Source organism: Paracoccus luteus (assembly GCF_004522155.1).
In the GTDB taxonomy this organism is placed as follows: domain Bacteria; phylum Pseudomonadota; class Alphaproteobacteria; order Rhodobacterales; family Rhodobacteraceae; genus Paracoccus; species Paracoccus luteus.
Window position 1 is genome coordinate 35,798 of record NZ_SDEA01000003.1, and the last position, 12,916, is coordinate 48,713.

Below are 12,916 nucleotides of genomic sequence, written 5' to 3' on the forward strand. Positions count from 1 at the left end.
GGGGAACGGCCGCAGGCCGTTGGGGGGCGCGCAGCCCCCCTTTGGGCCGCTCAGGCGCGGACCAGCGCCTCGTAATCCTCGGCGATCTTGCGGGTGGTCGGGCCGACCTGGAAATGCCAGTCCTCGCCGATCTGGGCGACCGGCGTCACCTCGGCGGCCGATCCGGTCAGGAAGCATTCCTGAAAGCTCGCGACCTCGTCGGGCATGATGTGGCGTTCGTGGACCGGGGTGCCCTGGTCCTTCAGCATCTGGATGATCGTCTGCCGGGTCAGGCCGTTCAGGAACACGTCGGCCAGGGGCGTATGCACCTCGCCGTCGCGGACAAAGAAGACGTTGGCGCCCGTCGCCTCGGCCACATAGCCGCGGAAATCCATGAACAGCGCGTCGGAACAGCCCTTCTTTTCCGCCGCGTGCTTGGACATGGTGCAGATCATGTAAAGGCCCGCCGCCTTGGCCGCCGCGGGGATGGTGTCTGGGCTGGGCCGCTTCCACTTGGCGATGTCGAGCTTGGCCCCCTGCCATTTGGCGTCGCCGTAATAGCTGCCCCATTCCCAGGTGCAGATCGCCAGCCGCACCGGGTTGCGGCTGGCCGCGACCCCCATGTCCGGCCCGGCGCCGCGGAACGCCAGCGCCCGGATATAGGCGTTGTCGAACCCGTTGGCGTCCAGCACCTGCCGCTTGGCGGCGTCGATCTGGTCGGCGGTCCAGGGGATCTCCATGTCGATCAGCTGGCCGGATTTCAGCAGCCGTTCCGAATGTTCGTGGCCCTTGAAGATCTTGCCGTCATAGCAGCGTTCGCCCTCGAACACGGCGCTGGCGTAATGCAGGGCGTGGGTCAGCACATGCACCTTGGCATCGCGCCAGTCGACCAGTTCGCCGTCCATCCAGATCTTGCCGTCGCGGTCGTCATAGCTGCCTGCCATCTCGCGGTCCCCCTGACCATCTTTGCGATTGTTACGCACGCCGCCGGTTCGGCCGGCATAAAGTTGCGCGTGACGCCATCGCTAGCGATTGATTCTTGGAAAGTCAACAAGACTGCCCTATTACTCGGCCCGACCGGCGGATGGCCGGACAGGACGCGCGGACGGAACGGGGGACGGGGCGATGCAGCAGGCGGGCACGGGACGGGCCTTCGGCGCGGCGCATGGGCGGCTGGCCGCCCCGCCGGGGGGCGAGTCGCTGCTGTTTCTGACCGACGAACAGCTGCGCCGCGGGATCGAGGCGATGTATTTCGCCTATCGCGCCTTCACCTCGGACCCCGACCTGATGCTGGAGGAGATGGGCTATGGCCGCGCGCACCACCGCTCGCTGCATTTCATCAACCGCGATCCGGGGCTGACGGTCACGGCGCTGCTGGACGTGCTGGGGGTGACGAAACAGTCGCTGAACCGCGTCCTGCGGGGGCTGATCGACGACGGGCTGGTGGAAAGCCGGGTCGGCCGGCGCGACCGGCGCGAGCGTCAGCTTTACCTGACCGACAAGGGTGCGGCGCTGGAAAAGCGACTGTCGGAATCGCAGCGGGCGCGGATGCGCGCGGCCTATCGCGCCGCCGGGCCGCAGGCGGTCGCGGGGTTCCGGCAGGTGCTGGAATCGATGATGGACCGCGACACGCTGCGCCAGTTCCAGTCGCTGCACGAGCTGGCGGACGGCAAGGCATGACCGACGCGCCCGACGCCCATATCCTGGTCGTCGACGACGACGAACGCATCCGCACGCTGCTGCGCCGGTTCCTGATGCGCAACGGGTTCTTTGTCACCACGGCGCGGGACGCGGCGCAGGCGCGACGGCTGCTGTCGGGGCTGGAGTTCGACCTGATCGTGCTGGACGTGATGATGCCGGGCGAGGACGGGTTTTCCCTGACCCGCGACCTGCGCAAACGCTCGCTGACCCCGATCCTGCTGCTGACCGCGCGGGGCGAGACGGACGACCGCATCACCGGGCTGGAATCGGGCGCCGACGATTACCTGCCCAAGCCCTTTGAGCCGCGCGAGCTGCTGCTGCGAATCGCCGCCATCCTGCGCCGCATCCCGGCGGCCGAGGCGCGGGGGCCGAAATACCTTGCACTCGGGCCCCTGCGCTATGACGCCGGAAAGGGAGAGTTGACGCAGGGCGACACCCATATCCGCCTGACCGGCAGCGAACAGACGCTGATGCGCCGGCTGGCCGACACGCCCGGCGAACCCGTCAGCCGCGCCGCCCTGATCGAGGAACTGGGCCGCGACCCCGACGGCGGCGGCGAGAACAGCGAGCGCGCCATCGACGTGCAGATCACCCGACTGCGCCGCAAGCTGGAACCCGACCCGCGCGAGCCGCGGTTCCTGCAGACCGTGCGCGGCACGGGATACATGCTGGTCCCGGACTGATCCGCCGCTGCCGGGGTTTTCCACCCCCGGACCCCCGGAGGATATTTCCGCAAGAAAGAACCTCGACGCGGACTGATTCCGGCGCGTGAGTTTTGACCCTTGATGCCTGCCGCTCGCTGCGTCGGTGAAGACAGTCCACGGAACGGGTTTCCCCGCGCGCGGTGGCCGCAGGGCTTTCGCGCGAAGGCGCCGCCGCCTCAGTCCAGCAACCTTGCCAGATACCGGCCGTAGTCGTTCTTGCCGAACATCTGGGCGCGGGCGCGCAGGTCCACGTCGGTGATCCAGCCCATCTGGTGGGCGATCTCGTCGGGGCAGCCCGACTGCATCCCCTGGCGCTGTTCCAGCGTGCGCACGAAATTGCCCGCGTCCAGCAGGCTGGCGTGGGTGCCGGTGTCCAGCCAGGCATAGCCGCGGCCCATCCGCTCGACCGTCAGGCGGCCCTCGTGCAGATAGGTTTCCAGCAGCGTCGTGATTTCCAGCTCGCCCCGGTCCGAGGGCTGCACCTTGCGGGCGCGCTCGGGCGCGCTGCCGTCAAGGAAATAGAGGCCCGTCACCGCATAGTTCGACGGCGGCACGGCGGGCTTTTCGATGATCTGCACGGCGCGGCCCTGACCGTCGAAGGCCACCACGCCATAGCGTTCCGGGTCGGCGACGTGATAGCCGAACACCGTCGCATCCTCGCGCCCGTCCGCCGCGTCCAGCAGGTCGGTCAGGCCGTGGCCGAAAAAGATGTTGTCGCCCAGCACCATCGCGGACGGCGCGCCCGCCAGGAAATCCTCGGCCAGGATATAGGCCTGCGCCAGCCCCTCGGGGCGGGGCTGCACGATCCAGGTCAGCGACACGCCCCACTGGCTGCCGTCGCCCAGCAGGCGCTGGAACTGCGCCTGGTCGTCGGGGGTGGTGATGATCGCGATCTCGCGGATGCCGGCCAGCATCAGAACGCTGATCGGGTAATAGATCATCGGCTTGTCATAGATCGGCAGCAGCTGTTTCGACACGCCCATCGTGATCGGATACAGCCTTGTGCCCGACCCGCCGGCCAGGATGATGCCCTTGCGCTGGGTCATGCGGAAAGCTCCTTGATGACGGGGGTCAGGCTGGCGCGCCAGTCGGGGCGCGCGATGCCGAAGTCGCGGGTGATCGCCGCGCAGTCCAGCCGCGAGTTCAGCGGGCGGCGCGCGGGGGTGGGATAGTCGGCGGTCGGGATGTCCGCGACCTGCGGGGACAGACCCGACTGCACGAAGATCTCGCGCGCGAAATCGGCCCAGCTGACGTCCGGGGCGCCGGCAAAGTGATAGACGCCGCCCTTGCCCGGGTCGGCCACCATCGCCTGCGCCATCGTCAGCACGGCGCGGGCGATGTCGGCGGCGGCGGTCGGCCCGCCGATCTGGTCGGCGACGATGGTCAGGCGGGGGCGTTCCGCCCCCAGCCGCCGCATCGTCTTGACGAAATTGCCGCCATGCGCCGAAAAGACCCAGCTTGTGCGCAGCACCGCCCATTGCCCGCCGGCGGCGGCGACGGCGCGTTCGCCGTCCAGCTTGGTCGCGCCATAGACGCCCAGCGGGCCGGTCGCCGCATCCTCGGGCCGCGCGGCATCGCCCGAGCCGTCAAAGACATAGTCGGTCGAGATATGGACGAAGGGCACGCCCAGTTCGGCGCAGGCCGCGGCCATCGCCGCCGGCGCGTCGGCGTTGACCAGACGCGCGGCGGCCGCGTCCGATTCAGCCTTGTCCACGGCGGTATAGGCGGCGGCGTTGATGACGGCGCGCGGCCGCGCCTGCCGGATCAGCGCGGCGCAGGCGGCGGGGTCGGTCAGGTCGGCGTCCGCGCGCCCGGCGAAACGCGCGCCCGGCGCGATCCGCGCCAGTTCGCGCGCGACCTGCCCGGTCTGTCCAAAGACCAGCAGCCCGTCCATCACCCCGTTCCCCATCATGCCGTGCCCAGCCGCTGGCCCACGCCCTGCCGGTCCAGCAGCGGCCGCCACCAGTCCTCGTTGGCCAGATACCATTCCACCGTCAGCCGCAGCCCCTGTTCCACCGTGACCGACGGCCGCCAGCCCAGTTCGGTGCGGATGCGGGTCGGGTCGATGGCATAGCGGCGGTCGTGGCCGGGGCGGTCGGTGACAAAGGCGATCAGCCGGTCATGCGGCGCGCCCTCGGGGCGCAGATCGTCCAGATGCGCGCAGATGGTGCGAACCAGGTCGATGTTGCGGGCCTCGTTCTCGCCGCCGATGTTATAGCTGCGACCGATTTCCCCGCGTTCCAGCACGGTCAGCAGCGCGTCGGCGTGATCCTCGACATACAGCCAGTCGCGCACGTTGCCGCCGTCCCCGTAGACCGGGATCGGCTGCCCGGCCAGCGCCTTGAGGATGACGACCGGCACCAGCTTTTCGGGGAAATGGAACGGCCCATAATTGTTGGAACAGTTGGTCAGGACGACCGGCAGGCCATAGGTCTCGTGCCAGGCGCGAACCAGATGGTCGCTGGCCGCCTTGCTGGCCGAATAGGGGCTGCGCGGGTCATAGGGCGTGTCCTCGGTGAACTGGCCGGTCTCGCCCAGCGACCCGAACACCTCGTCGGTCGAGATGTGGTGGAAGCGGAACGCGTCGGGGCGGCCCTGGGCCGTCCAATACGCGCGCGCGGCTTCCAGCAGGTTATAGGTGCCGGTGACGTTCGTCTCGATGAACGCGCCGGGGCCGTCGATGGACCGGTCCACGTGGCTTTCCGCCGCCAGATGCAGGATGGCGTCGGGCCGGTGGTCGGCCAGCACCCGGTCCAGCGCGGCGCGGTCGCGGATGTCCACATGCTCGAACGCATAAAGCGGGCTGTCCGCCACGCTGGCGACGTTTTCCAGGTTGGCCGCATAGGTCAGCGCGTCCAGGTTCACGACCGCGTGGCCGCGGGCCACCGCCTGCCGCACCACCGCCGAGCCGATGAAGCCCGCGCCGCCGGTCACAAGGATCTTCATGCCGTCACCTCGAAGGGGGATTGCCAGTCGGCGAAGGCCGGGGCCGCGCGGTCCTTGTCGGACAGGATCGGGTCGGCGGCGCCCCAGTCGATGCCCAGGCTGTCCCAGCGGACCGCCCCGTCCGACGCATTGTCATAGTAATCGGTGCATTTGTAGACGATCTCGGTGTCGTCCTCGCGGGTGACGAAGCCGTGCAGGAAACCCGGCGGAATCCACAGCTGGCGGCCGTTTTCAAAGCTCAGCTCGACCCCCTCCCACCGGCCATAGGTCGGGCTGCCGCGCCGCGCGTCCACCGCCACGTCATACAGGCTGCCCCGCCCGCAGCGCACCAGCTTGCCCTGCGCATGCGGCGGGGCCTGGTAATGCAGCCCGCGCAGCGTGCCGGCGCGCGCCGACATCGAATGGTTGTCCTGCACGAATTCCGGCAGATCGACCCCCGCCGCGGACAGCGTGCGGCGGTTCCAGCTTTCCGCGAAAAACCCGCGCGCGTCGCCGTGGCGGGCCGGGGTCAGGATCAGCACGCCGGGAAGGGATGTGGTCTCGATCTGCATCTGGTCCCTCGGATTCGGTTCGGCGCCCTGTTGGCATTATTCCACGCCAAGGGAAAGGCGGCGGCTGGGCAAGACGTTGCCGTGGCGATAGTTTCGCCTTTGGATTGAGCACGAAGGACGCGGCCATGCGGATCGTGGGCGGCAGGCTGCGCGGCCTGAAACTGACGGATGTGGGCGCGGGCGACGCGGCGGGGCACCTGCGGCCCACGACCGACCGCGTGCGCGAGGCGATGTTCAACCTGATCCAGAACAGCCACGGCATCGCGCTGGACGGCGCGCGCGTGCTGGACCTGTTCGCGGGCACCGGCGCGCTGGGACTTGAGGCGCTGTCGCGCGGCGCGGCGCGCGTGGCCTTCGTCGATGACGGCGCGGCGGCGCGCGCGCTGCTGCGCGCCAACGTCGAAAAGGCCCGCGCGATGGGGGCGACCGACATCTGGCGGCGCGACGCGACGGCGCTGGGTCCGAACCTCGGCGCGCCCTATGACGTCGTGTTCCTGGACCCGCCCTATGGCGCGCGGCTGGGCGAGGCGGCGCTGTCCTCGGCGCTGGCGGGCGGCTGGATCGCCCCCGCCGCCCTGATCGCATGGGAGGAGGACACGCCCCCCCTGCCCCCGGCCGGGCTGACGCAGATCGACCAGCGCCGCTACGGCGACACGCTGGTCACGCTGTTGCGCGCGGCGGGCTGACGGGCGGGCTGCGGCGCGGCCGAAATGAAACGGCCCCCGCCGCGGTGGCAGGGGCCGTTCCTTGAACCTGTCCGGCTCGCGCGCGCCGTGCGGCGCGCCGTCGCAAACCCCTTAAAGGGCGCCTTCGCGCTGTGCCTTTTTACGGGCCAGCTTGCGGGCGCGGCGAACGGCCTCGGCCTTTTCACGGGCTTTCTTGACCGACGGTTTCTCGAAATGCTGCTTGAGCTTCATTTCACGAAAAACACCTTCGCGCTGAAGTTTCTTCTTCAGGGCACGAAGCGCCTGTTCGACGTTGTTGTCGCGAACACTTACCTGCATGTGGTTGTCACCACCTTCCTAGGTTAAAGTTGATCTTGATTGCAGGACGCGGCCAGATACATCACCCGGCCCGTCTTGTCCAGCCCGAGGATTTGTTCATGACCGACGACCGCGACCGGCTCATCGACGCCGCCCTGACCCATGTCCCGTTCGAGGGGATGAACCAGCGCGCCATCGCCGCAGGCGCCCGCGACCTGGGGATGTCGCCCGACCTCGCGCGCGCCCTGATCCCGCAGGGGGGCGCGGGGCTTGCCGCCGCCTATCACCGGCGCGGCGACGCGGCGCTGCGCGACCGGATCGCGGCCGCCCCCGTGACGGGCCGGTTCCGCGACCGCGTGGCCGGCGCGATCTGGGAACGGCTGCTGCTGGCCGACCCGGAACTGGTTCGCGCGGGGGCCGCGATCATGGCGCTGCCGCAGAACGCGGGCCTTGGCGCGCGGCTGATGTGGGAAACCGCCGACAGCATCTGGAACGGGCTGGGCGACACCGCCGCCGACGTGAACTGGTGGACCAAGCGGGCGACGCTGGCGTCGGTCTGGGGCGCCGTGGTGCTGTACTGGCTGGGCGATCAGTCCAACGGCAAGGCCGACACCCGCGCCTTCATCGACCGCCGGATCGACGGCGTGATGCAGATCGAGAAGCTGAAGGCCAGCGCGCGCAGGCTGCCGGGCGCGGCGGCGCTGGCCGACCTGGCCACGGGCTGGATCCGCAAGCCAGCGCCATCCCCCGCACCGGGACGGTGGCGCGCCGGAAAGGAACAGGCATGACCAGCTTGCCCGTCGAGATGGACGTCATCGAGATCGCCGGCGCAGGCGGCCCCGAGGCGCTGACCCCCGCCCGCCGCCCGGTGCCCGCGCCCGGACATGGCCAGATCCTGATCCGCGTGGCCTGGGCCGGGGTGAACCGGCCCGACGTGCTGCAGCGCATGGGCGCCTATGCGCCCCCGCCCGGCGCGTCCGACCTGCCGGGGCTGGAATGCTCGGGCCATGTCGCCGCGGTCGGCCCCGGCGTCACGCGCTGGCGCGCGGGCGACGCGGTCTGCGCCCTGCTGCCGGGCGGCGGCTACGCCGAATACGTCCTGACCGCCGCCGACCACGCGCTGGCGGTGCCCGCCGGGCTGTCGCTGCGCGAGGCGGCCTGCCTGCCCGAGACCTGCTTTACCGTCTGGTCGAACTTGGTCATGCGCGGCGGGCTGCAGGCGGGCGAGCGCTTTCTGATCCACGGCGGATCGTCGGGGATCGGCACGACCGCGATCCAGATCGCCCGTGCCCTTGGCGCCCGCGTCTGGGCGACGGCGGGCAGCGCCGGCAAATGCGCGGCGATCGAATCGCTGGGCGCAACCGCCATCAACTATCGCACGGACGATTTCGTCGCCGCCCTGCGGGCCGAGGGTGGCGCCGACCTGATCCTGGACATGGTGTGCGGCGACTATATCGCGCGCAACCTCAAGGCGCTGGCCGACGACGGGCGGCTGGTCCTGATCGGCTCCCTGAGCGGATCCAGGGCCGAGATCAACTTTGCCCAGGTGATGACCCGCCGCCTGACGATCACCGGATCGACCCTGCGCCCGCAGTCCGACCTGGCCAAGGCGCGCATCGCCGACCAGCTGCGCCAGCACGTCTGGCCGATGGTGGAACTGGGCAAGCTGCGCCCGGTGATGGACGAAGGGTTCGCCTTGGCCGATGCCGCCGCCGCCCATGCGCGGATGGAGGGCGGCGCGCATATCGGCAAGATCGTCCTGCGGGTCGGCGGCGAGTGATCCGCGCGGGGCGCGCGTGCGGCGCGGCCGGAGCCTCCGCCGGGGATATTTGAGGCCAGAAGATGACGCACACACCCCGGCCCGGCACCCGTCCGGCCGGGGTGTGGCATCTCCTGGCGCGGTCATCGGCGTCCCCGCCTGTACCGCGTCTCCCCTGTCGCACGGCGGGGTTAATATTCCGTTAGCGGCCATCTTCTGGCCGAAAATATCCCCGCCGGAGGCTCCGGCAGGTCAGCCCGGCGCCTCGACCAGCATCCGGGACCGGCAGTCGCGCCGGATGTCCGGGGCGCAGGCGCGCGGCTGCAGGTCGCGGGTCAGGCAGATGCGGACCTCGTCCAGCCGGCCCGCGTCGCAGGTGACGGTGATTCCGTCGCGCGCCAAGTCGGGGTTCACGTCGATGAAGGCGTCCTCGATCACCGTGGCGTCCAGCCGCACGTCGCGGGGCAGCATCGCCAGCACCGGCGGGATGCCCACCGCCGCGGCGGCCTCGCGCACCGCCCCGAAATAGCCGCGCGCCGACAGCCCCGAGCAGCGGCCGTGTTTTCGCCACTGGTGCCACGCAAGCCCGCCCGAGCCCATCACATCCGCCATTGCCCCCGTCTCGCGCCGCGTCGGGTCGGGTTCGGTCGTGGCGCAGTCGTCCGGCCAGCCGCGTTCGTATTGCGGCCACAGCCCGTGAACGACGAACCCCGTCCGCCGCCCGGCGTCGCATTGTCCGGCATCGCGTGCGTCGCCGGTCGTGGCGCACCATGTCGGCGACCAGCTGAGCGCCAGCACGTAATAGTCGAACTGCCCGGCCCGGTCGGCCGCCTGCGCCCCGGCGGGACCGGCCGGGGACAGGGCAAGGCATGGGGCAAGGCACAGGGCCAGCACGGCGGCGCGCGACATGCCCGCAGCCTAGCCGCGCCCGCCGCGCCGAAAAAGGGGCTTTGAAACCGCCCCGCCCGCGCGTATATGAACAGCCAATTCCCCCGAAATTGAGGAATGGCACCCTGCCGCCCCGGTTTCCCGGACGTGAAAGATATTGCGAGGAGCAACCGATGAACAAGCCGCTGATGGCCAAGGCCACCGCCGTCTGGCTGGTCGACAACACCACGCTCAGCTTCAAGCAGATCGCCGATTTCTGCAACATGCACGAGCTTGAGGTGCAGGGCATCGCCGACGGCGACGTGGCGGCGGGGGTCAAGGGTTTCGATCCCGTCGCCTCGAACCAGCTGGACGAGGGCGAGATCGCGCGCGGCCAGAAAGACCCGGCCTATACGCTGAAGCTCAAGCACAACCCCGCCGCCGAGGGCGAGGAACTGCGCCGCGGCCCGCGCTATACGCCCCTGTCCAAGCGCCAGGACCGGCCCGCCGCGATCCTGTGGCTGGTCAAGTTCCACCCCGAACTGACCGACGCCCAGATCAGCCGCCTGGTCGGCACGACCAAGCCCACCATCTCGGCCATCCGCGACCGCAGCCACTGGAACATCGCCAACATCTCGCCCATCGACCCGGTGGCGCTGGGGCTGTGCCGGCAGTCCGAACTGGACGCCGCCGTGCAGAAGGCCGCCAAGTCCAAGCCCGAGGTGATGAGCGACGACGAGCGCCGCAAGCTGGTCTCGACCGAAAGCAGCCTTGCGATGCCCGACGAGCCGCGCCTGCCGTCCTCGATCGCGGGGCTGGAAAACTTCAGCCTGACCCGCGAGGACGCCAAGCCCACCCGCGAGCGCGACGCCGACAGCTTCTTCAACCTGCCCGAGGCGGATGACGAGGAGGATGATCCCGCCGGTTGAGGCCGCGGGGCCTTGACCTTGCTGGCCCCGATCTGCCAGCAGGGGCGCATCCAGCAGCAGGGGCGCGCTGCCGCGCCCCGAACTGAGAGGTTGCAGCATGGCCGACGACGCAAGAGCACAACGCACCGCACCGCCGGTGCGGCCAACCGGCAACGCGATCCGCACCATCGTCACGACGGTGAAGAATGAGGGCCCCTTCCTGCTGGAATGGCTGGCCTACCACCGGCTGATCGGCTTTAACCGCTTCGTCGTCTTCTCGAACGACTGCACTGATGGCACCCACGAGATTCTGCAGGCGCTGGACGCGGCGGGGCTGGTGCATCATTTCGATAACAGTGAAATTCCGGAGGGAAGATCCAAGGATCCGCAGCGCCGCGCCTATGGCACCGCCCTCCATCTTTCCGAAGTGATGGAATCCGATTGGGTTCTTGTCGTTGACGGCGACGAATTCTTCAAGGTGAACGCGGGCGATGGAACGCTCGACGCCATGTTCGACGAGATCCACGGTCCGGTCGACATGATCGCAGCGCGCTGGCGGGTATTTGGATCGGGCGGCATCCTCCAATACAAGGATAGGCTGCAGATCGATCAGTTTCGGCGCGCAGAACCCTCGACGGCGTTCAGCAACATGGCGATGCTGGGTGTCAAGTCGATGTTTCGACCTGGAAAGGTGGTGCAACTCAGCGTTCATCGCCCGCTGTTCACCCCCGCTGTACTGTCGGGCGAGGAACCCGTGCGGGTGATCGCCAGCGACGGCAGCGACCAGACCGAGCATTTCAGGTCCAAGAACTGGGGTGTCCCGCGCAAGCATCTCGGTTACGACCTGTGCCAGATCAATCACTACATGATCCGCTCGAACGAAGTCTTCCTGATGAAGCGTTGGCGGGGCACCGCCAACAGCGCCAAGGCGGACCGCATCAACTTTGAATATTACGACACCTTCAACGCCAACCACGCCTGCGACGACGGCATGGAACCGTGGGTCAAGCCCGTCATGGCCGAAATCAAACGATTGTACGCCGAGGTTCCATCGACCAAGAAGTTGCATCAGGGCGCTGTCGCAGCATACCGCAAGCAGATCGACGACCTGAAGGATCGACTTTGCGTCGAGGCACCTGACGAGTATCGGCGACTTTTCGACGCAGACGTGGTCCGTGCCGAGATCGCAGATCAGGAGGCGTGGCTCGCCGGGCTGCCATCGTCCCGCCGCGCGGCAGGTGAGCCCCGGCCCGAAGCGAAGGCCGGCGCCAGGCGGGCTCTCAAACCGGCGCAAGCTCCACCGACGCCATCGCCCCGCCGGGCCGCGGGGGCGGACGAGGAGTCGCTGGGCGACGACTCGCCCGACGACACTGCGGTCGACGCTGCGCCCGGGTGGCTTTCCGATCTCCGCCGGGGTCCTCATCAGCGCGGGTTCTATCAGTCGTTCGGAGATTACGGCCTCCATCACGTTGATCGCGGGGCCGAGCATCTCGTCGTCAGTTTCGACAACCTGTCGTCGGCGCGCGACAACCCCGTGGATCGTGACAGCTGGGGATATGGATTCATCCGCAAGAACGGCTGGTCTCATCTTGGCGTCCTTGCCTACCAGCCGACATGGTTCCGCGACGAGGAACTGTTCGCCGGACTGCGGAGACTGGCCGACGACGGATTCTTCAGCCGCTATCGTTCGGTGACGATGATCGGAACCTCGATGGGAGCCTATGGCGCCACGGCTTTCGCATCTCTTGCGCCCGGATGCTCGGTCGTGGCGTTCTCGCCGCAATCGACGCTGAAGAAGAGCCTGGTTCCGTGGGAAAGCCGCTACAGCTCGGGCCGGAAGGCTGACTGGACCGGCCCGTTCGCCGATGCCGCTGCAGAAGCGCACGCCGCAAGCAAGGTCTGGCTGGTCTATGACCCCGCCGTGGAAGAAGATCGGCTGCACGCAGCGCGATATACGGGCGACAACATCATGCGACTGCATGCGCGCTACGCCGATCACAAGACGGCGCTGTTCCTCCGGCGGGCAGACCTGCTGTCCACGGTCGTCCGCGAGGCTGTCGCGGGCACACTTACTGTGCCCCGGTTCTATTCCCTTTACCGCCGCGGGCGAGCCCTGCCCTGGTACCTTAACGGCGTCGCGCATCGCATCGCGGCGTCAAGGCGCCCTGAGCGCCTGCATTCATATGAGGGCATCCTGAACGATCTGGGCCGGCCCCAGGTGGCTCGAAGCCTTGCCGTCCGCTTCCCCGAGATCATGCGGTTGAAGGCCGAGGCAAACGCGGGCTGAGCGGTCAGCCGTCCCGACACTAGCCCGCCTTCAAGACGGACGCACTGCGCGCCGCGAGTGGACGCCCGCAGGCGTCTGGCGTATTCAGGCCTCGGCCATTCCAGGCATCCATCGCGTTGCACGTCTTCCACGTCGTTCGAACAGAAAGCTTGCCGTGCCCCTGTCCCTTGCCCCCGCTGACGACGATATCGTCCTGGTCGAGAACGCCCTCGTAGTCCCGCCGCCCCCGGA

At 68.8% G+C, this 12,916-nt stretch carries 14 protein-coding genes; 7 read left to right on the forward strand and 7 right to left on the reverse strand.

The window, feature by feature from the left end:
- Positions 1–50 precede the first annotated feature (50 nt).
- Complete coding sequence (locus EPA64_RS05040; protein WP_134725171.1) at positions 51–923, reverse strand: branched-chain amino acid aminotransferase; 873 nt, start codon at positions 921–923, stop codon at positions 51–53.
- Positions 924–1,104: 181 nt separating this feature from the next.
- Between EPA64_RS05040 and EPA64_RS05045 the strand changes: the two genes are divergently transcribed.
- Together EPA64_RS05045 and EPA64_RS05050 are read left to right on the forward strand one after the other, a co-directional pair.
- Positions 1,105–1,659 carry a MarR family winged helix-turn-helix transcriptional regulator gene (locus EPA64_RS05045; RefSeq protein ID WP_134725172.1) on the forward strand — a complete coding sequence of 185 codons (555 nt, stop codon included), beginning with the start codon at positions 1,105–1,107 and terminating at the stop codon, positions 1,657–1,659.
- Positions 1,656–2,363: a response regulator gene (locus tag EPA64_RS05050; protein WP_134725173.1), complete on the forward strand. Its 708-nt coding sequence runs from the start codon at positions 1,656–1,658 to the stop codon at positions 2,361–2,363. The genes EPA64_RS05045 and EPA64_RS05050 overlap by 4 nt, the downstream gene beginning before the upstream one ends.
- A gap of 197 nt (positions 2,364–2,560) precedes the next feature.
- Here EPA64_RS05050 and rfbA read toward each other — a convergent pair whose 3' ends face one another.
- From rfbA to rfbC, 4 genes are read right to left on the reverse strand one after another with little or no spacing between them, the layout of a single operon-like run.
- Positions 2,561–3,430, reverse strand: coding sequence for a glucose-1-phosphate thymidylyltransferase RfbA (rfbA, locus tag EPA64_RS05055; protein ID WP_134725174.1), 870 nt, complete (start codon positions 3,428–3,430; stop codon positions 2,561–2,563).
- Positions 3,427–4,296, reverse strand: a complete 870-nt coding sequence (rfbD, locus tag EPA64_RS05060) for a dTDP-4-dehydrorhamnose reductase (protein ID WP_246026616.1) — start codon at positions 4,294–4,296, stop codon at positions 3,427–3,429. Before rfbD ends, rfbA begins: the two co-directional genes overlap by 4 nt.
- Positions 4,293–5,330: a dTDP-glucose 4,6-dehydratase gene (gene rfbB / locus EPA64_RS05065; protein WP_134725175.1), complete on the reverse strand. Its 1,038-nt coding sequence runs from the start codon at positions 5,328–5,330 to the stop codon at positions 4,293–4,295. Before rfbB ends, rfbD begins: the two co-directional genes overlap by 4 nt.
- Complete coding sequence (gene rfbC / locus EPA64_RS05070) at positions 5,327–5,881, reverse strand: dTDP-4-dehydrorhamnose 3,5-epimerase (RefSeq protein WP_134725176.1); 555 nt, start codon at positions 5,879–5,881, stop codon at positions 5,327–5,329. Before rfbC ends, rfbB begins: the two co-directional genes overlap by 4 nt.
- 125 nt (positions 5,882–6,006) lie before the next feature.
- On the opposite strand from rfbC, the gene rsmD reads away from it, so the two are divergent.
- The gene (rsmD, locus tag EPA64_RS05075) at positions 6,007–6,567 is read left to right on the forward strand and encodes a 16S rRNA (guanine(966)-N(2))-methyltransferase RsmD (RefSeq protein ID WP_134725177.1); all 561 of its coding nucleotides are present in this window, start codon (positions 6,007–6,009) and stop codon (positions 6,565–6,567) included.
- Positions 6,568–6,678: 111 nt separating this feature from the next.
- Here rsmD and rpsU read toward each other — a convergent pair whose 3' ends face one another.
- On the reverse strand, positions 6,679–6,885 hold the full coding sequence (gene rpsU, locus EPA64_RS05080; protein WP_011748553.1) for a 30S ribosomal protein S21: 207 nt from the start codon (positions 6,883–6,885) through the stop codon (positions 6,679–6,681).
- A gap of 98 nt (positions 6,886–6,983) precedes the next feature.
- On the opposite strand from rpsU, the gene EPA64_RS05085 reads away from it, so the two are divergent.
- Positions 6,984–7,652 carry a COQ9 family protein gene (locus EPA64_RS05085; RefSeq protein WP_134725178.1) on the forward strand — a complete coding sequence of 223 codons (669 nt, stop codon included), beginning with the start codon at positions 6,984–6,986 and terminating at the stop codon, positions 7,650–7,652.
- The gene (locus EPA64_RS05090) at positions 7,649–8,644 is read left to right on the forward strand and encodes an NAD(P)H-quinone oxidoreductase (protein WP_134725179.1); all 996 of its coding nucleotides are present in this window, start codon (positions 7,649–7,651) and stop codon (positions 8,642–8,644) included. Before EPA64_RS05085 ends, EPA64_RS05090 begins: the two co-directional genes overlap by 4 nt.
- A gap of 231 nt (positions 8,645–8,875) precedes the next feature.
- On the opposite strand, the gene EPA64_RS05095 is transcribed toward EPA64_RS05090, so the two are convergent.
- A complete protein-coding gene (locus EPA64_RS05095; RefSeq protein ID WP_134725180.1) occupies positions 8,876–9,532 on the reverse strand; it encodes a ribonuclease T2 family protein in 657 nt (218 codons plus the stop codon).
- Positions 9,533–9,684: 152 nt separating this feature from the next.
- Here EPA64_RS05095 and EPA64_RS05100 point away from each other — a divergent pair, with 152 nt between their 5' ends.
- Positions 9,685–10,419, forward strand: a complete 735-nt coding sequence (locus EPA64_RS05100) for a DUF1013 domain-containing protein (RefSeq protein ID WP_134725181.1) — start codon at positions 9,685–9,687, stop codon at positions 10,417–10,419.
- A gap of 97 nt (positions 10,420–10,516) precedes the next feature.
- The gene (locus tag EPA64_RS05105; protein WP_134725182.1) at positions 10,517–12,685 is read left to right on the forward strand and encodes a glycosyltransferase family 2 protein; all 2,169 of its coding nucleotides are present in this window, start codon (positions 10,517–10,519) and stop codon (positions 12,683–12,685) included.
- Positions 12,686–12,916 lie beyond the last annotated feature (231 nt).